The organism is Candidatus Vicinibacter affinis (assembly GCA_016714365.1).
GTDB lineage: Bacteria > Bacteroidota > Bacteroidia > Chitinophagales > Saprospiraceae > Vicinibacter > Vicinibacter affinis.
This window is the reverse complement of sequence record JADJNH010000005.1, coordinates 3,063,214-3,084,297: the sequence shown is the minus strand read 5'-3', so window position 1 is coordinate 3,084,297 and position 21,084 is coordinate 3,063,214. Positions and strand designations below refer to the sequence as shown.

At 36.7% G+C, this 21,084-nt stretch carries 23 protein-coding genes; 14 read left to right on the top strand and 9 right to left on the bottom strand.

Features of this window, described 5'->3' with window-relative positions; genetic code table 11:
- The first annotated feature begins 68 nt into the window (after positions 1–68).
- The 4 genes from IPJ53_12295 to prmA are packed head-to-tail and all read left to right on the top strand — an operon-like array spanning position 69 to position 4,077.
- Positions 69–1,052: an aldo/keto reductase gene (locus tag IPJ53_12295; GenBank protein ID MBK7799883.1), complete on the top strand. Its 984-nt coding sequence runs from the start codon at positions 69–71 to the stop codon at positions 1,050–1,052.
- 32 nt (positions 1,053–1,084) lie between these two features.
- Positions 1,085–2,302 (top strand): T9SS type A sorting domain-containing protein, encoded by a 1,218-nt coding sequence (locus tag IPJ53_12290; GenBank protein MBK7799882.1) that lies wholly within the window; start codon positions 1,085–1,087, stop codon positions 2,300–2,302.
- A 52-nt stretch (positions 2,303–2,354) separates the two neighbouring features.
- Positions 2,355–3,239 carry a bifunctional 5,10-methylenetetrahydrofolate dehydrogenase/5,10-methenyltetrahydrofolate cyclohydrolase gene (locus IPJ53_12285; protein ID MBK7799881.1) on the top strand — a complete coding sequence of 295 codons (885 nt, stop codon included), beginning with the start codon at positions 2,355–2,357 and terminating at the stop codon, positions 3,237–3,239.
- 10 nt (positions 3,240–3,249) lie between these two features.
- Positions 3,250–4,077, top strand: coding sequence for a 50S ribosomal protein L11 methyltransferase (gene prmA / locus IPJ53_12280; protein ID MBK7799880.1), 828 nt, complete (start codon positions 3,250–3,252; stop codon positions 4,075–4,077).
- Positions 4,078–4,093: 16 nt separating this feature from the next.
- On the opposite strand, the gene maf is transcribed toward prmA, so the two are convergent.
- The 6 genes from maf to icd all read right to left on the bottom strand — a co-directional run bounded on the left by maf (position 4,094) and on the right by icd (position 8,037).
- Entirely contained in the window at positions 4,094–4,696 is a 603-nt protein-coding gene (maf, locus tag IPJ53_12275; protein MBK7799879.1) for a septum formation protein Maf, read from the bottom strand.
- The gene (locus IPJ53_12270; GenBank protein MBK7799878.1) at positions 4,689–5,582 is read right to left on the bottom strand and encodes a UbiA family prenyltransferase; all 894 of its coding nucleotides are present in this window, start codon (positions 5,580–5,582) and stop codon (positions 4,689–4,691) included. The genes maf and IPJ53_12270 overlap by 8 nt, the downstream gene beginning before the upstream one ends.
- A gap of 7 nt (positions 5,583–5,589) precedes the next feature.
- The gene (locus IPJ53_12265; protein ID MBK7799877.1) at positions 5,590–6,084 is read right to left on the bottom strand and encodes an HAD hydrolase family protein; all 495 of its coding nucleotides are present in this window, start codon (positions 6,082–6,084) and stop codon (positions 5,590–5,592) included.
- Positions 6,085–6,090: 6 nt separating this feature from the next.
- Positions 6,091–6,342, bottom strand: coding sequence for a Fe-S cluster assembly protein IscX (gene iscX, locus IPJ53_12260; protein ID MBK7799876.1), 252 nt, complete (start codon positions 6,340–6,342; stop codon positions 6,091–6,093).
- Positions 6,343–6,374: 32 nt separating this feature from the next.
- Positions 6,375–6,716 carry a 2Fe-2S iron-sulfur cluster binding domain-containing protein gene (locus IPJ53_12255; GenBank protein ID MBK7799875.1) on the bottom strand — a complete coding sequence of 114 codons (342 nt, stop codon included), beginning with the start codon at positions 6,714–6,716 and terminating at the stop codon, positions 6,375–6,377.
- Between the two features lie 103 nt (positions 6,717–6,819).
- Complete coding sequence (gene icd / locus IPJ53_12250) at positions 6,820–8,037, bottom strand: NADP-dependent isocitrate dehydrogenase (GenBank protein MBK7799874.1); 1,218 nt, start codon at positions 8,035–8,037, stop codon at positions 6,820–6,822.
- Positions 8,038–8,303: 266 nt separating this feature from the next.
- Between icd and ruvB the strand changes: the two genes are divergently transcribed.
- A complete protein-coding gene (gene ruvB, locus IPJ53_12245; protein MBK7799873.1) occupies positions 8,304–9,329 on the top strand; it encodes a Holliday junction branch migration DNA helicase RuvB in 1,026 nt (341 codons plus the stop codon).
- Positions 9,330–9,503: 174 nt separating this feature from the next.
- Here ruvB and IPJ53_12240 read toward each other — a convergent pair whose 3' ends face one another.
- Genes IPJ53_12240 through IPJ53_12230 form a run of 3 tightly spaced genes read right to left on the bottom strand, consistent with a single transcriptional unit; the run spans position 9,504 to position 11,499 of the window.
- Positions 9,504–9,830, bottom strand: coding sequence for an iron-sulfur cluster assembly accessory protein (locus tag IPJ53_12240; GenBank protein MBK7799872.1), 327 nt, complete (start codon positions 9,828–9,830; stop codon positions 9,504–9,506).
- A gap of 17 nt (positions 9,831–9,847) precedes the next feature.
- A complete protein-coding gene (gene iscU, locus IPJ53_12235) occupies positions 9,848–10,237 on the bottom strand; it encodes a Fe-S cluster assembly scaffold IscU (GenBank protein ID MBK7799871.1) in 390 nt (129 codons plus the stop codon).
- Between the two features lie 41 nt (positions 10,238–10,278).
- Entirely contained in the window at positions 10,279–11,499 is a 1,221-nt protein-coding gene (locus IPJ53_12230; GenBank protein MBK7799870.1) for an IscS subfamily cysteine desulfurase, read from the bottom strand.
- A gap of 234 nt (positions 11,500–11,733) precedes the next feature.
- On the opposite strand from IPJ53_12230, the gene IPJ53_12225 reads away from it, so the two are divergent.
- The 9 genes from IPJ53_12225 to smpB all read left to right on the top strand — a co-directional run bounded on the left by IPJ53_12225 (position 11,734) and on the right by smpB (position 21,052).
- Positions 11,734–12,726, top strand: a complete 993-nt coding sequence (locus IPJ53_12225; GenBank protein ID MBK7799869.1) for a methylmalonyl Co-A mutase-associated GTPase MeaB — start codon at positions 11,734–11,736, stop codon at positions 12,724–12,726.
- A gap of 10 nt (positions 12,727–12,736) precedes the next feature.
- A complete protein-coding gene (locus tag IPJ53_12220) occupies positions 12,737–14,446 on the top strand; it encodes a M23 family metallopeptidase (protein ID MBK7799868.1) in 1,710 nt (569 codons plus the stop codon).
- A gap of 13 nt (positions 14,447–14,459) precedes the next feature.
- Positions 14,460–14,942 (top strand): thioredoxin-dependent thiol peroxidase, encoded by a 483-nt coding sequence (bcp, locus tag IPJ53_12215; GenBank protein ID MBK7799867.1) that lies wholly within the window; start codon positions 14,460–14,462, stop codon positions 14,940–14,942.
- Positions 14,939–15,211 carry an acylphosphatase gene (locus IPJ53_12210; protein MBK7799866.1) on the top strand — a complete coding sequence of 91 codons (273 nt, stop codon included), beginning with the start codon at positions 14,939–14,941 and terminating at the stop codon, positions 15,209–15,211. Before bcp ends, IPJ53_12210 begins: the two co-directional genes overlap by 4 nt.
- 70 nt (positions 15,212–15,281) lie before the next feature.
- Complete coding sequence (locus IPJ53_12205) at positions 15,282–16,460, top strand: NADP-dependent malic enzyme (GenBank protein MBK7799865.1); 1,179 nt, start codon at positions 15,282–15,284, stop codon at positions 16,458–16,460.
- A 43-nt stretch (positions 16,461–16,503) separates the two neighbouring features.
- On the top strand, positions 16,504–17,934 hold the full coding sequence (locus tag IPJ53_12200) for an aldehyde dehydrogenase family protein (protein ID MBK7799864.1): 1,431 nt from the start codon (positions 16,504–16,506) through the stop codon (positions 17,932–17,934).
- Between the two features lie 52 nt (positions 17,935–17,986).
- Positions 17,987–20,128, top strand: a complete 2,142-nt coding sequence (locus tag IPJ53_12195; protein MBK7799863.1) for a DPP IV N-terminal domain-containing protein — start codon at positions 17,987–17,989, stop codon at positions 20,126–20,128.
- On the top strand, positions 20,115–20,606 hold the full coding sequence (locus IPJ53_12190) for a hypothetical protein (protein ID MBK7799862.1): 492 nt from the start codon (positions 20,115–20,117) through the stop codon (positions 20,604–20,606). The genes IPJ53_12195 and IPJ53_12190 overlap by 14 nt, the downstream gene beginning before the upstream one ends.
- Positions 20,603–21,052, top strand: coding sequence for an SsrA-binding protein SmpB (gene smpB / locus IPJ53_12185; GenBank protein ID MBK7799861.1), 450 nt, complete (start codon positions 20,603–20,605; stop codon positions 21,050–21,052). The genes IPJ53_12190 and smpB overlap by 4 nt, the downstream gene beginning before the upstream one ends.
- Positions 21,053–21,084: the final 32 nt, after the last annotated feature.

Genomic DNA, 21,084 nt, shown 5'->3' with positions numbered 1-21,084 from the left:
TCAATTTTAATTGCAACAGAACTATGCTTTAATTCATTGTTATGAGTAGTTAAATTAATGATTTACGTATGGAATACAGAAAATTAGGAAAGTCGGGATTGCAGGTAAGTGTATTGTCTTTTGGCAGTTGGCTCACCTTTGCAAAACAAATAGATGAGCAAATTGCAACTGAATTAATGGCCTGTGCGTATGATCAGGGAGTTAATTTCTTTGATAATGCTGAGATCTATGCCAAAGGCCAATCAGAAATTGTGATGGGAAACATTCTGAAAAAAATGAACTGGGATAGAAGTAGTTATTTAGTCTCGAGTAAAGTGTTTTTTGGAGATGGCCGGCAAAAACCAAATCAAACGGGTTTAAGCAGAAAGCATATTTTTGATGCTTGTCACGATGCCCTTCGTAGGTTGCAACTGGAATATTTGGATATGTTTTTTTGCCACCGCCCTGATAAATCTACGCCAATTGAAGAAACAGTATGGGCCATGAACCACCTTATCCAGCAAGGTAAAATCTTGTATTGGGGTACTTCGGAATGGTCTGCCCAGGAAATTATGGAGGCGCATATGGTTGCTCGTTCATTAAATCTCATTGGCCCTACCATGGAACAACCACAATACAATATGTTCACCCGTAATAAAATTGAAGTTGAGTATGCACAAATTTATAAGACTGTTGGGCTAGGAACAACTATTTGGTCTCCACTTGGCTCAGGAATTCTTACAGACAAATACGCTCATTCTGTTCCTCAGGATACCCGGTTATACATGGAAGGATTGGATTGGTTAAGAGAAAGAACCTTGAATGAAACCAATCTTCAGAAAGTCAAACAACTTTCTCTCTTAGCTCATGAACTTGGAATTAGCCTTGCCACCTTAGCAATTTGCTGGGTAATTAAAAATCCAAATGTAAGCACTGCAATATTAGGTGCTTCCAAAATTTCTCAACTTCAGGAAAGTTTAAACTCAATAGCGTTCACACATTTGTTGAACGAAGAAGTATTGTTGAAAATAGAAGATATTTTGGATAACAAACCAATTCCACCTCAATATTGAGATATTAACTATTTTTGATTCAAATTTTAAGTATGAAATTTAATATTTATCTGATTGTCTTTACCTTTTTATCTTTTTGGGCACAAAGTCAAAATTGTGATTATGTAAATCCAAGATATGGAGTGCGAAATGTAAAGAATATTTTCTTAGGCACTGAGCTGGATTATCGCCTGTTACCAGACTCACTTTTTGTAGACATTTATTATCCTGTCGGAGATCCTGAAGCAAAAAGACCTTTGGTAATGTTGTCATTTGGTGGTGGGTTTATTGGCGGAGCAAGACAGGATTTGGCTCCATTGTGTGAAGAATTCGCAAAAAGAGGTTTTGTTGCAGCGACAATAGATTACAGAATTGGGTTTGACGGGATTTCTATATTGGCTACAGATTCGGCAGAAATTCTTAGAGCAGGTTTCCGGGGTGCTCAGGATGGAAAGTCAGCACTCAGATATCTTAAATCACGTCATGTTGAAGATTCAATTGATTTAAATCGTGTTTGGGTCGGAGGAGTCAGCGCAGGTAGTATAGTCGCTCTGGCTACTGCATTTCTTTCCAGAAATGAGGAAAAGCCAAAAGAAGCTGGTATGATAAATTCGGTTGGAGGTAGAATGAGACCTGATCTCGGACCCATTGAAGGAACTCGTTTTATCGGAACCTACGATTCAAAAGTGCAAGGGGTCTTTAATCTTTTTGGAGCATTGCTTAATCCAGAAAATATCGAGCCTGGCAATCAAATTGCAGTGATGTCCTATCATCAGACAGATGATCCAGTAGTTCCTTGTGGTGCTAAAAAACCATATTACGGCACACCTCTTGTCGCCAATAACTATCCAACAGCCTATGGAAGTTGTGTGATTGAACAGAGATTAAAGGATTTGAATGTGGACTCAAAATTACACAAGACTTGGATTTATACGGGGACTGAACATGGAATTCATGATCAGGTGAAGGTTTTAAATTTTTTCTTTGAAGGTGCAAATCCAATCCTATGCAATTTGGTTTCTAAATCAGAGGATATCAAAGAAATTTCAGACATAAACGTGTATCCCAATCCTTTTAACGAGGAAATAATAGTTGATGGGATTTCAGCGGGTTGGAGTTATCAACTTTCAGATCTCACAGGTACTGCATTGATCAATGGAAAATTATCATCATCAAAAAAGATATCAACCACTGGAATAAAAAATGGAATGTATGTATTGACATTCTATGGTCAGAATAAGTTGAAGTCTTTTAAACTTACTAAGATTTAGGGGAGGCATCTCTGGTTTGCTTAATAATATTTTTATCAATCAATAGTGTGTTATGTTGTTATTAGATGGAGTGCAGTTATCGGGTATTATTCGCCAGGAAATTGCGTCAAGGGTCATTGAATTTTGCGGCAATGAAACAAGGCCGCCACATTTAGCCGCTGTGTTAATTGGCGCCAATCCAGCCAGTCAGGCTTATGTTAGAAATAAAATTAAGGCATGTGAGGAAGTGGGGTTTGCTTCTACTTTAATCAAAAAACCTGAGAATACTTCCCAGGATCAATTAATTGAACTCATTCAGGGATTAAATAACAATCATGATATAGATGGCTATATCGTGCAATTGCCTTTGCCCAGACACATTGATGAAGAGGCAATAAATCTGGCTATTGATCCTTTAAAGGATGTTGACGGTTTTCATCCGAATAATTTTGGAAGAATGGCCTTGGGAATGCCTACTTTTCTCCCGGCAACACCTAAAGGTATCATGATGATGCTGGATCGTTACCAGGTAGAGACGGAAGGAAAGCATTGCGTTGTTTTGGGTAGAAGCAATATTGTTGGAACTCCAATTTCATTGTTGATGTCCAAGAAAACAAAACCAGGCAACGCAACAGTTACAATTGCTCATAGCCGCACACATAATATTAAGGAACTGACTCTTTCCGCGGATATTATTATTGTGGCATTGGGAATTCCACGATTCCTGAAAGCGGATATGGTCAAACCCGGCACAGTGGTTATAGATGTCGGAATCAATAAAATTGAAGATGCCAATTCCCCAAAAGGTTACAGATTAGTGGGTGATGTGGATTTTGAAAATGTGAGTCCTCTTTGTGCCGCCATTACTCCGGTGCCTGGAGGCGTAGGCCCTATGACAATTACTGCATTACTAGACAATACCTGGAAGGCTTTTAAAAAGACTGATTTTAATGCGTAATTAACCGTGAATGGATAAATATTTAGGTTTTGTGGTATACACTCCTGCCGAAAACCAGGACACATTGATAGCAGATCTTTACGAACTTGGATTTGAAGCCTTCATAGAGGAAGAGAATCAGGTTCAAGCATTTATTTCCATGGAAGATTGGGACGACGAAAAGGCTCTGTTAATTTCAGATTATTTATCTGAATCCAGGTGCAAATATCAAATTATTCAACATGATCCTCAGGATTGGAATGCAGTTTGGGAATCCAATTTTAAAGACATTATAATTAAAGATAAACTCCACATACGGGCAGATTTTCATCCGGCTAAAACAGATATTGAAGAAGAGTTATTGATTGCTCCAAAAATGGCTTTTGGAACCGGCCATCATTCCACCACCTTTATGATTTTAAATTGGATGACGGATCAAAATTTTCGAGGTCAATCTGTCTTAGACTTTGGTTGTGGCACTGGAATTTTGGGGATTTATGCAAAGAAAAAGGAGTGTCAAAAATTGGTTATGGTGGATATTGAAGAACAAGCCATTGAAAATTCTAAAGAGAATGCCAAATTAAATAATGTCATAATAGATTCAATCTTTTTAGGGTCAGTGGAGCAGGTTAAAGGAATGAAATTTGACTTAATTTTGGCAAACATCACCAGGAACATTCTTCAAGAAACTTTGCCCACACTTTCATCTTTACTAAATTCCAAAGGTTTGATTATAGTGTCTGGATTTCTTATTCAGGACAAGGAATTTATGGAACAACTTCTCAAAAATAATGGATTGACTCCAAAAGAAACTTTTACTGATAAGGATTGGGTATCTATACTAGCAAGCAGCAATTGAATGACTGAATTTTTATTCATTCAAAACTTATAGCATTGTCAAAATTACGCAAGGCTTCATATACCAGATCTGTCGGTAGACCCATGATATTAGCATAAGAGCCCTCAATATTTGAAATTTTACAAAGGCCTATCCACTCTTGGACGGCATACGATCCTGCCTTATCATATGGTTTGTATTTGTTAATGTACCATCGCACTTCCGAATCAATAAGTTCACGAAAACTGACAAGGGATTTTCCTGTAAAAATCAATTCTTTGTATTTGTCTCTTAAACAAACTCCTGTGTAAACAATATGGGTTTTCCCTGATAAGTGTGCCAACATTCGATAGGCGTCATTAAAATCTATGGGCTTATTGAATATTTTATCTCCAAGCACAACAACAGAATCAGCCGTCAACAGTATTTCATCTTCCTGTATAAAATTTTGTGCCGCATTTGCTTTTTTTTCAGCAATGTAGGAAGCCACTGATTCTACTGAAAGTTCACTTGGAAAAGATTCGTCAATGTCAATAGGTTTGACATCAAACCAAAATCCGGCTTCTTCCAATAGTTGCTTTCTCCTTGGCGAACCAGAAGCAAGTACTAACTTTCTGCGATTGACATAAAGATTATCCATGGTAAAGGGTTAAAAAATACAACAAACCAATGATCATATATAGTTTTGACAGCCCACTTAGTATTTTATAATTCCAACCAATTTTAGTGTATGGTAAAGTGATTAAAATAACTGCTGGAATTGAAGTTAATATAGTACTAAGTAAATTTACTTCTATTAAAATAAATGTTATAGCCAATTGTGATGTAATTAAAACGGTAGATATTATGCGGGTTTTAGTCTCCCCAAAATGAATTGCAGTAGTTTGACAACCTTGTAAGTGATCGCCTGATAGGTCTTCTAAATCTTTTACTACTTCACGATATAAATTTATTCCAAATGAAAATAAACCCATGAGAAGTATATTTTTATAGTCTATCAGAAAGCTTAAAAATGTTTGATCTGATTTTAAAGACAATTCATTCCTGAAAGCAAATGGAATAATTAGGATCACCCCTGAGGTAAAAATGGAAACAAAAACATTTCCTGCCAAGGGCGTACATTTAAGCTTATAAGAATATAGCCAAAGTAAAAAAACGATTAATGGATAAATTAAATATTCTGTAAATGAATTTAAACGTACAGACAAAAGTAGTGCAATTAAATTTCCGGACAGCACCAGAACTACATAAGCTATTTGTCCATCTCTGAAAGATATTTTATTCCCAATTATCTTTTTACCAGCCTTGTTGTGATCATCAGATATTTCATCAAATAGATCATTTACAATAAATCCTCCGGCAGCAAGAAGCACAGTACAAAAAATAAGTAAGGCTACATTGATATAGGTATTGAGGTTGAATTCAATGCCGGAATTTCCTCTGCTTAAGTATAAAAATACAAGAATCTGAGTGATCGTAATGATGGACAGGTTTTTCCAACGACATAGGTTTAGCCAGGTGTCCATTTATTTATTACCATAAATTTTTTGCCTCAAGGATTTTTTCTACAAAATCCCTCACGCATCCTTCTCCACCATTGTAGGGTGAAATGTATTGGGCAATTTTAATTACCTCAGGGACTGAGTCTTTTGGACATGCGCCAAGGTTCGAAGTCTTCATACAGTCAATATCAAGAATGTCGTCACCCATGTATGCACATTCGGTTAATTTTACATTCCAATCTTCAAGCAGTTTTATCATGACTGGAAGTTTTTCTTCAATACCCAAATGGACATCGGTAACGCCCAAAACCTCCATTCTTTTTTTTGTGCCTATTGATTTTCCACCGGAAATGATACCAATTTTAATACCAGCTTGTATGGCTCTTTTCACTGCATACCCATCTCTCACATTCATGGTACGCAAAAATTGACCATCCTCAGTAACTAATATTTTATTGTCAGTAAACACTCCATCAATATCAAATACGATGGCTTTAATTTCCCGAAAAGCCGCTAAGTAATCCATGCTCGGTCAAGATTTTTGATTGCCTCGCCACTCATACACCCATTTCGCCTGAATTTGCTCTAGATGGGCTTCTGTGCATTCTTCTCTTTTACCGACAAAATTTGGGATTTCAAGAACCCACTCAATCAACTCAGTAAATCTAATTCTGTAAATTTTACTTTCAGAATATTCTGTACCAAAACGTTCGAACAAGGCCATCGCAATATCTTCATGATCTGACCAATAAATTGGCATATTTTCTATTTCCTTAAAAGACATATCTGATTTATATTAAGTGAAATGTAGAATTCTTAATGCTCATGACCAATAATCCTTTTTTGATCAGGAATTTCGACCTCTATTGTTGCCAAATCATCTAAGATGATGCATTGACATGCCAATCTGGATTCCAGTTTTGGATTAATGGCCCGATCAATAAAATCTTCTTCTTTCTCTGAGATTTCTTCCAGAAATTGATCGCCTTGCTGGATGTAAATGTGGCAAGTCGAGCAGGCACAAACACCACCACAATTATGGTTGAGATGAATGTCGTAATCTTCTGTTAGTTCCAATATGGATTTATCTACAGCAGTAACCTCCACAACTTTAGAGGGTAAACTTTTGTCTTCGAAATTAAAAATTATTTTTGCCATAAGTGATCAACAGCTTATAAACGCATTATGGCTGCTGAGGTTCAATCTTTTTTCTAGAATGATTTACAATGGTTACTATTTATAAAAATATATTTATAAACAATTACATATTGGCAATAATCTCATCTCCAAATTCTGAGCACTTCAACAAGGTGGCGCCCTCCATTAATCTGTGAAAATCATAAGTGACGCGCTTATTTGCAATGGCCTTCTCCAAACCGTCTACGATTAATTTTGCAGCTTCGTTCCAACCCAAATGCTCAAACATCATAACACCTGATAAAATTACGGAACTTGGATTTACTTTATCTTGACCGGCATATTTTGGTGCAGTGCCGTGAGTAGCTTCGAAAATAGAATGCCCGGTAATGTAATTTATGTTGGCTCCCGGTGCGATTCCAATTCCTCCTACCTGGGCAGCAAGGGCATCTGAAATATAATCACCATTGAGATTGAGTGTGGCAATTACATCATATTCTTCAGGACGCAGTAGAATTTGTTGTAGGAAGGCATCTGCGATAACATCTTTAACAATAATGCCATTTGGTAATTTCATCCACGGACCTCCATCAATCAATTCTCCTCCAAACTCCCGCCCAATAAGCTCATAAGCCCAATCCATAAAGCTACCTTCAGTAAACTTCATGATGTTCCCTTTATGAACTATGGTTAAACTTTTTTGGTTTTGAGCTATAGTATATTTGATGGCTGCTCGTACAAGTCGTTCAGTACCTTCTTTTGAAACAGGTTTAATTCCAAATCCTGAAGTTTCAGGAAATCTTACTTTTTTAAATCTCTCTGGAAAATTTGTGGCAAGTAATTCTTTAAATTTTCTGGCATCATCTGTTCCAAATTGAAATTCAATCCCCGCATAAATATCCTCAGTATTCTCCCTGAATATAGTCATGTCAACTTTACCGGGCTCTTTTACCGGGGAAGGAACTCCTTCAAACCACCTAACCGGCCGAATACATGCATATAAATCCAATTGTTGTCTTAATGCAACATTGAGAGATCTGATACCACCTCCCACTGGGGTAGTAAGTGGACCTTTTATAGCCACTAGATATTCATTGATTACATCTAAGGTCTCTTGGGGAAGCCAATTATTAGTCTGCTTAAATGCCTTTTCACCTGCTAAAACTTCCCTCCATTCAATTTTTCTTGTGCCCTGATAAGCTTTTTGAACTGCGGCATCAAAAACCCTTACTGATGCTGCCCAAATATCCGGACCCGTGCCGTCTCCTTCGATAAAGGGTATTACCGGATTGTTTGGTACTGAGAGAATATTGTTTTGACAAGTTATTTTTTGACCACCCATTTGATATCTATTTATTTAATGAAATAATTTAATAATTGCGCCGCAAAAGTACATATTATGATATTCCTGAACAAATTAAAGGGTTCTTGTTTTTAATCTGCTAAACAATATTATATATATATAGTATTATTTAATATATACTTTAATATTTTTCAGATCACTTTGATTTATATTTTGAATTCAATCTCGGCAAATCCTAACTTTTAACCGCCCTGGGACTATCTTTTAAGAGGTCTTCCTTTTAATATATTATCTTTGTTTCTAATATGCGAAATCCGATTCTCGATTCTGATCCAAATCATCTTCAACCCGAAGAAAAGAAAATTGAAAAAGCATTGCGCCCAAAAGGGTTGGGAGAGTTTTCTGGGCAGCCAAAAGTAGTCGAGAATCTCAAAGTTTTTATTCAAGCAGCCAGGCAAAGAAAAGAAGCGCTTGATCATGTATTATTGCATGGTCCCCCTGGATTGGGCAAGACCACGCTTTCTTATATTATAGCCAATGAATTAGAGGCTTCTCTAAAAATGACTTCAGGCCCGGTTCTGGAAAAACCAGGAGATCTTGCAGGATTGCTCACTAATCTCCAGGAAGGGGATGTGCTCTTTATTGATGAAATACATCGGTTGAATACCGTTGTAGAGGAATATCTGTATTCAGCAATGGAAGATTACAAAATTGACATTATGATTGATTCTGGACCTAGTGCCAGATCCGTTCAGTTAAGTCTTCAACCATTTACTTTGGTAGGTGCAACCACGAGATTGGGTCTGCTTACAGCTCCTTTAAGGTCCCGTTTCAGTATCAATTGTCATCTGGATTATTATGACAACAAAACATTACTAAGCATCCTAAGAAGATCTGCAGGAATTTTAGGAATGCAAGTTACAGAAGAAGGTCTACATGAAATTTCAGGCAGAAGCCGTGGCACACCCAGAATTGCAAATGCTTTATTGAGAAGGTTGAGGGATTTTGCACAAATCAAAGGAGATGGTGAGCTTAACTTGGACATCGCTCGTTATGGACTGGAAGCATTGAATGTTGACTCCCATGGCCTTGATGACATGGACAATAGAATTCTCAGTTCAATTATCGAAAAATTCAGTGGTGGACCCGTTGGCTTAACTACCATTGCCACAGCAGTAGGGGAGGAAGCTGGAACCATTGAAGAAGTACACGAGCCTTTTTTAATTATGGAAGGTTTTTTACAAAGAACCCCAAGGGGAAGAATTGCTACACAAAAGGCATATACGCATTTAAGAATTCCTTACATCCAACAACCGGGTAGCTTATTTTAATAAGTCATGATTATTAAATTGGACGAGTTCCATTTAATATATCAAACATGCAATTATGGATTTATCCAAATAAGTTTTCTCATGTACAAACAGTATAATTGAGTGCTCTAAATTTATTGCCATAAATTTATTCACATCATGTTGGGTGTAGAAAAGTAATGTTCAGTTTTTAAATTAAACTGAAAAACTTTCGCCACATCCACAAGTTCTGGCAGCATTCGGATTTGTAAAGTGAAAACCCTTTCCATCCAATCCACCGGAAAATTCTAAGGTGGAGTCAAACAAGTATAGAAAACTTTTTAGGTCGGTAATCACTTTGACTCCTTTGTCTTCAAAAATTTGATCGTTTGGCAATATTTCGTTGTCAAACTCCATATTATAACTAAGTCCACTACAGCCCCCACTGGTTACGGATACTCTGATAAAATGATCCGGACTAAGATTTTCAGAACTCCTTAGTTCTTTAATTTTTTCGAGGGCAGAATCTGCGACATAAATCATGGTAATTTGTTTAAAAATTAAACCAATCCATTTTTAGTTTGATAATCTTTAATTGCACTCTTTATTGCATCTTCTGCCAACACCGAACAGTGAATTTTAACGGGTGGTAATGCCAGTTCTTCAACTATATCCATGTTATCAATCTTCAAGGCATCTTCTAGGTTTTTACCTTTTAACCATTCAGTCGCAAGTGAAGAAGAAGCAATTGCTGACCCACATCCAAATGTCTTGAATTTAGCGTCTTCTATGGTCTGGGTTTCAGGATTGACTTTTATTTGCAGCCTCATGACATCCCCGCATTCAGGAGCTCCAACCAAACCAGTGCCTACAGTTTGGTCATTTTTATCCATTGTGCCAACATTTTTCGGATGCTTAAAGTGATCGAGAACTTTTTCTGAATATGCCATATATTGAAATATTAATGGTTGTTAAATTTTAATTACAATTATTAATGAGATGACCAAATCACAGAACTGAGATCAACTCCTTCTTTATACATTTCCCAAATTGGAGACAAATCTCTCATGTGATTTACCCCATTGCGAATAGCCTCTACTGCAAAGTCGATATCTTCCTCTGTGTTAAAACGTCCAAGACTAAATCTCAGAGAGGAATGTGCCAAATCATCTCCCAAACCAAGTGCTACCAAAACATAACTTGGTTCCAGGGAAGCTGAGGTACAAGCTGAACCTGATGACAGCGCAATGTTTTGGTTGAAGGTCATCATCAATCCTTCTCCTTCCACATGTTTAAATGACATATTCGTAACATGGGGCATTCTATGAGCTACATTGCCATTGATATAGACCTCTTCCAGACTATTTTTTAATGCAGTTTCGAGTCGGTCTCTTAATTTACTAAGGCGTTCTGCATCTTGTTTCATTTCAACACCTGCAATTTCCGCAGCTTTGCCAAATCCAACAATGCCGGGTACGTTTAATGTACCACTTCTCATTCCTCTCTCATGTCCACCCCCATCCATTTGGGCGGTCACTTTTACCCTAGGCTCTTTTCGGCTTACATAAAGTGCACCAACACCTTTCGGTCCATACATTTTGTGCGCAGTAAATGCCATCAGGTGGATTCCGTTATCTCTAGGATTTACAGGAATCTTTCCTACAGCTTGCGTGGCATCAGACATCAACAACACTCCGTGCTTTGCACAGATTGCTCCAATCTCTTTCATAGGTTGGATAACGCCAGTTTCATTATTTGCCCACATGATAGAAACCAGAATGGTTGTAGGCTTAATGGCTGCTTCCAGGGCGGCAAGATCAATTAATCCATCTTCCTGCACTTCCAGATAAGTAATCTCGGCTCCTTTTTTCTCAAGGGCTTTACAGGTATCCAACACCGCTTTATGTTCTGTGGTGGCAGTAATGATATGGTTTCCTTTTCGGCTGTACATCTCAAATACACCTTTTAAAGCCAGATTATCGGCTTCAGTTGCACCCGAAGTAAAAATAATTTCTTTTTCATCTGCTCCAATCAGATGTGCAACTTGTTTTCTAGCCTTGTCAACCGCATCCTCGGCTTCCCAGCCAAAAGGATGACTACGGCTGGCCGCATTGCCATGATGTTCAAAGAAATAAGGCAACATTGCCTCGACTACTCTTGGGTCACAAGGGGTTGTCGAATTATTATCAAGATATACTTTTTTCAAAGACATAGATTCATGTTTGGATTGCCTAACAATTAATTTCAACGTAATGTTCAGAATTTTTTTAGATAACTAAATCATTTTTATAAAAGATTTTTCTGTCAAAAATGTTTCCGGCGATAATATTGCTGGAGAAAACTTACTTTTAAGTTCTATTAAAAGTATTTATAATTGAATTAAGATAATTTATTATATCTAAAGTGTTTGAAATCATATAAATATAAATAGTAAAATTTTACAATATTGGATTTTAGAAAAAACGCAGAGTCTTGGGCTAAAGCCATTATGGAAGGCAACAGGTTGGCCTTGGTAAAGTCAATCACCCTAATGGAATCATTCCGCCCCGAAGATAGAATTCTGGCAAGGCAAATTTTAAACTGTATTAAACCTCCAACTGAAAAGTCTCTCAGGATTGGGGTTACCGGCGCCCCTGGCGTTGGTAAAAGCTCTCTGATTGAAGCTATAGGTTTATTGGAAATAGAATCAGGAAATAGACCGGCAGTGTTAAGCATAGACCCCAGTTCAATGTTGACAAAAGGCAGCATACTGGGGGATAAATCAAGAATGGTGGCATTGTCGACTCATCAAAAAGCTTATGTAAGGCCAAGCTCTGCGGGTGTTTTTCTTGGCGGACTCTCTGGACATACCTATGAGTCTATTCTTTTATGCGAAGCGGCAGGTTTTAACCGGATTTTTATTGAAACCGTCGGTACGGGCCAGTCAGATATTTCCGTTTTTTCCTTATGTGACATTACCATGTTATTGATTCAGCCGGGCTCTGGAGATGACTTACAAGCCATTAAAAAAGGAATTATGGAGTGGGCTGACATTTTCATTGTGACCAAAGATGATGGCGAATTCATCAAAAAATCAACCTTGACTTACAAAGATTTACTGGCTGGCTTGACATTTCAAGCATCTGAAAATGGAATAATTCCCAAAAAAGTACTCAAAGCCTCTGTCCACAACCCAAAAAGCATTGAAGAAATTTGCAGACATATTGAATATTGTTATAATATTTTAATTGCTAATAATCAAATTGTAAACTTAAGGAGTACACACCTGGCTCAATTTTTCACTCTGGAGTGGCCAAGGCTGATACAGGACTATATCATGCAGGATGTAAAAACTATGGAACACATCGATCATTTAACATCCGAAATAGAAAATAGTAAACTAGATCTTGAAAATGCCATCCAAAAGCTAATAAGGTTTATTTTTGCACGGCATTTTTAGACAGTAGGGGATGAAAAAGGGTCTTTGGGTATTTATTTGTTTGTGCTTTGCATTCAGTTCGGATGTCAATTCTCCAATGGAATGTCCGGATGTTAACTTTAGAATTGGGTCGCCGGTTCGCCAAAGAATATCTATGACTGGTAGTTTTGGAGAAATCCGAAACAACCACTTCCATGCCGGCACTGACATTAGATCTAGTCATGGGGCCTCCCCGGATGAATTATTGGCAACTGGCGAAGGTTTCATAAGTAAGATCAAAATTGAAGCAGAGAACTACGGAAAATCCCTCTACATTCAGCATCCCGGTGGCTTTACCACCATGTATGCCCACATCCTTAAGTTTAGGCCTGATATTGACGCTCGCATTAAAATGGAGCAATACAAGCAAGAGAAATTTGAAATTGAATTAAATTTCACTCCATCTGAGTTTCCTGTAAATCAGGGTGATTCAGTTGCATACATGGGCAATACAGGATCCAGCAGAGGAACTCATTTGCATTTTGAACTCAGGACTACCGGAACCAATGAAGTCCTGGATCCGATGGATTATGGTTTGCCGGTAGATGATCTGATTGCACCAATAATCAGGAGAATAAAAATTTACGGATTCAATACCGATGGAGATTTGATCTCAGAAAAAATTTATAACAAATCCCGTTTAACAACAAAGGCTTCTGTGCCTGGCGATATTCTTGCAATTGGGGTGGATGCTTCAGATCATAGTGATAATTCCTGGAACACTACAGGCATTAAATCAATAAAATTGTTCGTTGATGGTGGGCTTTTTTATCACTTTACTACTGACAGATGGTCGCTTGATGATGCATTGTATGTGAACGCTCACATTGACTATAGAAATAAATCCAAATCATTGGGAAACTTTCACCGATGTTTTAAAATTGCCGGTAATAAATTAGGTCTTTATAAAACTATCCAAAATGACGGACTTTTTTACATGACGGACAGTGTCTCTCATGATGTGCGATTGGAAGTATTAGACGCTAAAGGAAATTCTTCTGAAATTAATTTTGAGGTACAAAAATCTAATTATACCATGCCAGTTAAAACAAATCCTCTTCCGGATTTGATAAAATTTGACCAGCCTTATTTTATAAATTTTGGTTCAGCATGTATTAACTTTTTGGAAGGGGCATTTTATGATAATCTTGAATGTAAGTTTGACAGCACTCAAAATTATTCCAAGCTTGCTTACAGTCCTTGGATCGGAATTGTATCTAAGCCTGAACCCGTTCATAAAATATTTGATATCAAGATGAGACCAAATCGGACCATCCCTGATCATTTAAAACCAAAATGTTTCATTGCTGCTAAAAGAGGGAATCAAATTATTAATACAGGGAGAAGCAAGTGGGAGGATGATCAATTGATAAGCAGTTATCGACAATTAACTTATTTTTCCATCATGGTTGATACCATACCTCCTTCAATAATCCCCATTACATTTCGAACAGATATGACTAATAAAAGGTCAATGAGTTTTAAATTATCTGACAATTTAACAACACCAGCCAAAGTCGAAAATTTGAAATACAATGCCTATGTAGATGGGCAATGGGTACTCATGGAATACGATAAAAAATCCCAATCTATTCGCCATGAATTTGAAAGTTGGCTAGGGAAAGGCAAACATGAACTATTGATTTCTGCAGTCGATGAAAGAGGCAATTCAAGAAATTACCATGCTTCGTTCATTCGTTAATTTTTTTAAACCAATGGATTTATTTAAACCAACCTTCTCTATTGAAAGGGGATCCAAACTTCCTGATTTTAAATTGAAAAAACAAGACGGGTCTTGGGTTCATCTTAATCAAATCAATAGCCAATGGTTGGTCCTGTTTTTTTATCCACAGGACAACACCCCCACTTGCACAAAGGAGGCTTGCAATCTAAAAGACAACTACAGCACCTTGAAGGAGCACGGCGTGCTAATTTTAGGAGTAAGTCCGGATGACGAAAAAAGTCATCAAAAATTTATTGCCAAGTATAATTTACCTTATGATCTGGTCGTGGATGAAAATCATAAATTAGCATCTTTTCTTGGGATCTGGGGGCAAAAAAAATTTATGGGTAAAATTTACGACGGTATTCACCGGGTAACTTTAGTATTAAACAGCAAGCATGAACTGCATGATTACATTTATCCGGTAAAGTCTGGAGAACATGCGGACCAAATTTTAAATTGTATTCTGCAATGACCAAAGCCTTGTCCATAAGGGTATATGGAAAAGTGCAGGGAGTTAATTACAGACTTTTTGCCTACAGATTGGCTCAGGAGCTGAATCTAATGGGATGGGTGGAAAATAAGGACGACGGCACTGTACAATTGCATGCCGAAGGAGATGAATCCCAACTCAAAAATTTAGTTGACGGACTTAGAATTGGCCCAACCCAAGCAAGAGTGGATAAGTTGGAATTAAGCCAGATAGATAGCTTTAATTGTCATGAATTCATCATTAAAAAATGACAGATTTGCTTCTTTCAATTTGAAATGCTAATGTGGCAGTATATTTGATCTTTAAACCCAAATTCCATTTATGGATATCTTTCAAAATGCATTAGAACTCCACAAGAAATTAAGAGGGAAACTTTCTGTGGAAAATAGATTTGACGTTTGTTCCAAAGATGATTTATCTCTGGTGTATTCACCTGGCGTTGCAGCTCCTTGTGAGGCTATTCACGCTGATCCTGCATTGGTGTATGACTATACCATTAAAGGGAATACGGTTGCAATTGTATCCGATGGTTCAGCAGTCCTTGGATTGGGGAATATTGGTGCTCACGCAGCTATTCCTGTAATGGAAGGTAAGGCCATGTTGTTTAAAAGATTCGCGGGAATTAATGGCTTTCCAATATGTATTCAAACACAGGATACAGAAGAAATCATTTCCATTGTTAAAAATATATCACCGGTATTCGGAGGCATAAACCTTGAAGACATTTCCTCTCCAAGATGTTTTGAAGTAGAAAAGCGATTACAGGATATAGGAATTCCGGTTTTTCATGACGATCAACATGGGACAGCCATTGTGGTACTTGCTGCCATCATGAATTACTGCAGGCTTACCTCAAGGAAAATGGAAGATTTAAGCATTGTCATCAATGGAGCAGGTGCTGCCGGTATCGCCATAAGCAGGTACCTGGGCAGAAAAGATCCACATACCCCAAATCAAAAAATTGCGAAAGAAATAATTGTCTGTGATTCTACGGGTGTTTTAGCCCCAACAAGAACAGACTTAAATGAATTTAAAATTGAATTATTGTCTTATACCAACCCCAGAGGCATTGAAGGTACAGTTCATGATGCCATCAAAGGCGCAGATGTTTTTATTGGGGTGAGCAAGGCCGGTCTATTGTATCGGGAGGATATTCAAACCATGGCAAAGGACCCACTCATACTTGCCCTAGCCAATCCGGTTCCTGAAATTTTACCGGAAGAAGCTTATGCAGGTGGAGCATTGGTGGTTGGAACTGGAAGATCGGATTTTCCAAATCAAGTAAATAATGTATTGGCTTTTCCTGGGATTTTCCTGGGAGCAATGAGGGCAAGAGCTCCAAGAATAAATTTAGCTATGAAATTTGCCGCTGCGGAAGCAATAGCAAGTGGGATCCAAAATGTTACCAGAGATCAATTGATACCACCAGTGATGGATGAATCAATTGCACTGAAAGTGGCAGATGCTGTCAGTAATATTTGGATCAATCGCAGTAAATAAAGTATTGCTCTAAACTACTTATTATTTACCTTCTCATGAAAGAATGTCAGTAGCAATTTCAAGCACTGTCAACATCTGTTTTATGCACGAAAGCTTTGAATTATTACGAAAATCCTTTTTGACGACTCAAATTCCATCCGTTAAAGAAAGAACGGATGGACTTAAGAGATTAAGAAAAAACATAATCATTTGTCAACAGGAACTGCTTGATGCTTTCACTCAGGATTTCAAGAAATCTTCATTTGAAGTGGATGCCTCGGAAATTCTTATTTGTCTTAGAGAAATAAATAATACCCTTAAGAATTTAAAATATTGGACTCAGGACAAAAAAGTAAATACAGATATTTTATTGTTTGGTACTTCTAATTATATTAGAGTAGAACCCAAAGGAGTGGTCTTAATTATTTCACCTTGGAATTATCCTTTTTTATTAGCATTGTTACCCCTTATTTCTGCTTATTCAGCAGGGAATAAAATAATTGTTAAACCTTCTGAGTATTCACCCGCTGTATCACTAGTTATTCAAAAAATCATTTCCTTGAGCTTTAAAACCAATGAAGTGATTTGTATTTTAGGAGGCGCCGACACTGGAAATGAGTTGGTTTCAATGCCATTTAATCATATTTTTTTTACAGGTTCAAAAAAGGTGGCAGCAAAAATTTTGAATTCGGCTGCCAAAAATTTGACCTCTGTTACACTTGAATTGGGAGGCAAAAGTCCTGCAATTATTGATGATGATTTTAGCTTGAAGTTGGCGGTCGAAAGAATAGCACATGCCAAAATATTAAATGCCGGCCAGACTTGTATAGCCCCGGACTTTGTATTGATACATCATAGTAAGCTAACAGAATTTGTCAGGTTATGGAAGGAGAAACTTACAGAGTGGTTTGGATCGAATATGACAGACCATCCGGACTATTGTGGAATAATACACCAGAATCATTTTAGCAGAATGCTCCAAATGGTGGATAAAAGCATTTCTGAAGGTGCATTACTCTCGGAAGAACTGGAATTCAATACTAAAAACCTGAAAATCAAACCTGCTTTATTATTGAATTCCAAATTCAGTCATGAATCAATGAAAGAGGAAATATTTGGCCCTATACTTCCAATTATTACCTATGAAAACATCGAGACAGAGATCCCTTTTCTTCAAGCCATGGATAGACCTCTAAGCTTGTATATCTTTAGTCATCGAAAAATATTTATCGACAATTTATTAAATAGACTCAGGTCAGGAGGAGTCACTTTAAATAATTGCTTGATTAATTTCTGTGAAATAAGTCTTCCATTTGGAGGAGATCACCAAAGTGGAACTGGATTTACTCATGGCTACTTTGGATTCATGGAATTTATACATCAAAGAGCGGTATCGAAACAAGGATTTTTGCCGTCAACTCTTAAATTATTTTATCCTCCATATACATTTCTCAAAAGCAAATTGTTAAGAATTCTGATTAAATATTTTTCATAGTTTACTTATTATGATGTATAAGAGTTTATACATATTATTTTTTTGCTTTTTCATGAACTCGTTGGTTTCATCGCAGAAGAGAAATCTAACATTGGAAGAAATTTATCAGCAGAAAAAATTCAAGGAAGAAGAAATCATTGGATTTAAGTATATGAATGATGGCTTTTCGTTTTCTCGCCTGGTAAATAATAAAATTATTCGATTCAACATTGAAAATAGAGCCCTGATAGATACGATTTTTGATGGAGATAATATTTTGGATGCCAGAATTAGGGATAGAATATCAGATTACCTTTTTTCTGATGACGAACAAAAAATTTTATTGATTTGTGCTAAAGAACAAATTTACCGACATTCATTTATTTCAGAGGTTTGGGTTTATGATTTGAAGAAGAGGTTGGTTTTTAGAGTTCATCCAAAGGGAAAAATTAAATATCCTTCATTTAATGCTTCAGGTGACAAAATTGCCTTTGTTTTGGAAAATGATATTTACTATCAGGACTTGAATAATGGGTCAGTAGTAAGAGTAACTCATGATGGGTGTACCAACAAAATTATTAATGGGTCTTCGGATTGGGTGTATGAAGAGGAATTTACACTCACAAGGGCTTATGAATGGTCTCCCAATGGGGATCAAATTCTTTATTTAAAATTTGATGAGTCCAAAGTTGAAGAGGTCTATATAGATTATTTTGAGGAAGACTTGTATCCACATAGAAAAAGCCTAAAGTATCCTAAAGTGGGCAGTAAGATTTCTTTGGTAACTGCCTGGAATTTTAATTTAAAAAAAAATAAGGCTACCTCACTAAATTTTGACAATTGGGTTTTGGGTGATTATTATTTACCTCGTATACAATGGCTGCCGGATAATCAAAGGGTTTGTCTCACATTATTGAATCGACCGCAAAACAAATTAGATCTTTTAATAAGTAATGTGTCTGACGGCAAGACAAGTTTACTCTTCAATAGAATCAGTGATTCCTATATTCAACTTGCGAATCCTTTGTATTTTAGTCCTGATTTGAAGTTTTTTTTAATGAGGGATAATAGAGATGGTTACAGCCAATTGTATAAATATGATCTTGATGGAAAATTAGTTGGTCAATTGACTTTTGGTAATAATGAAATCACCAACATCCTGCATACAAATTTTTTGACCAATATGATTTTTTTTCAGAGATCTGAAAATTTGGGAATTGAAAGGAAGATTTACAAATTGAATTTGAATGGAAATGAGCTAAATTGCCTTACCCCTAAATCGGGATTTCATGAAGCAATAATTGGAAAAAATAACAACTGTATTTTAGTCACTAATTCCGATTTTAACGGTCCTCCTCAATATAACATTTTAGATTTAGATGGAAACTATATTTATCATGTAGAAGGTAATGAGCACCTGATTAATGCCATGCAAGAATTTAATATTTCTGAGGTAGAACATCAACTTATTTCAAACAGGAATGGGGACTTGCTGAATTCAATGATGATTAAACCATCCAATTTTGACCCGGACAAAAAATATCCTGTTTTAATGTATGTGTATGGAGCACCAGGTAAGCAGGAAGTGTTAAATAAGTGGAATTCTTTTCGGTATTATTGGTGGTTTCAATTTCTTGCACAACAGGGCTATTTAATATTTTTAGTGGACAATCGTGGAACTCCCGGACGTGGTGATTTGTTCCAGAAGGTATCCTATAAGCAACTAGGGAAGTATGAATTGGAAGATCAAATAGATGCTGTGGGGTACTTGAAGACTAAAAGCTATGTTGACGCCTCAAGAATTGGTATCTTTGGCTGGAGTTATGGAGGGTATATGTCTACGTTATGCATTTTTAAACACAGTGATATTTTTAAAGTGTCCATAGCCGGAGCTCCGGTTAGTAATTGGCAATGGTATAATTGTGTTTATACCGAAAGATATATGGGGACAGTTTCAATTAACAAGCAGTCATATTTGGATAATTCACCTGTTTATTTTACGAATGGCTTAAAAGGTGCTTATTTACTGATTCATGGGTTGGCTGATGACAATGTTCATTTTCAACATTCCGCCGAATTGGTGAATTCTTTAGTTAAAAATAACAAGCAATTTGAATCTTTTTTTTATCCAAATAGCAAACATACCATTGCGAACGGTCAGGCTGCTTTCCATTTGTTTACTAAAATGACACAATTTATTTATGAAAAACTTTAGCAGTTATAGTTTATTGTTTACAGTACTTGGATATTGTTTAAGTGCTGTTTCCTGCAGTTCCTCAAAAGCTGTAGTTGTCAACAAAGTAGAGCCTGACCCAAAGGTTTTAATAGGTGTGTGGCAACTAAAGGATAATCAGATTTTTGAAAAGTGGACACAATTAAGTGTAACTGAGTATCTGGGGGTATCATATGATATGTCTCCGGGTATTGCTGAAATTAATGAGACTATGAGAATTTTCAAGGCGGATAATAATTGGATTTTTGAAGCAAAGACAAAAGAAAATAAATTTCAACCAGTTCAATTTAAGTGGAGTGCTGATCCTGTTTGGCATTTAATGTTTCTCAATGAAAAAAATGAATATCCAAATATAATCAAATATCGTATTTCCGAAGAAGGTTCGCTAAATGCACAGATCAGCAATTTAAATGGAGAAAAGGTAAAAGAATTTATATTTCATAAAGTTATGTTGAAATGAAAGGGCCGGAAATAGTCAACAGAAAGGCATCTCATCTGTTTCAGTTTATTCAAAGCTATGAAGCAGGCATTATGCTCAAAGGAACAGAGGTTAAATCAATTCGAGACGGAAGAGCAAACCTAAGTGATGCTTATTGTATTTTTGAATCGGGTGAATTGTGGATTAAAAATCTACATATTTCAGAATATGATGCCGGAGCCCACAACAATCACGAACCGAAGCGAAGCAGGAAACTTTTATTGAATAAACTCGAGTTAAGAAAGCTTGAAAGGCGTGTTTCCGAAAAAGGTATGGCAATAGTTCCCTATAGAATTTATTTCAGTGAACGAGGAATTACAAAAGTTGAAATTGTACTCGCTACAGGAAAAAAATCCTTCGATAAAAGGGAGTCAATAAAAGAAAAGGACCAAAAAAGGGACATGGACAGAGCAATCAAAAGTCATTAAATTGTAAAATGGGATTACTGAAGTTTATTTTT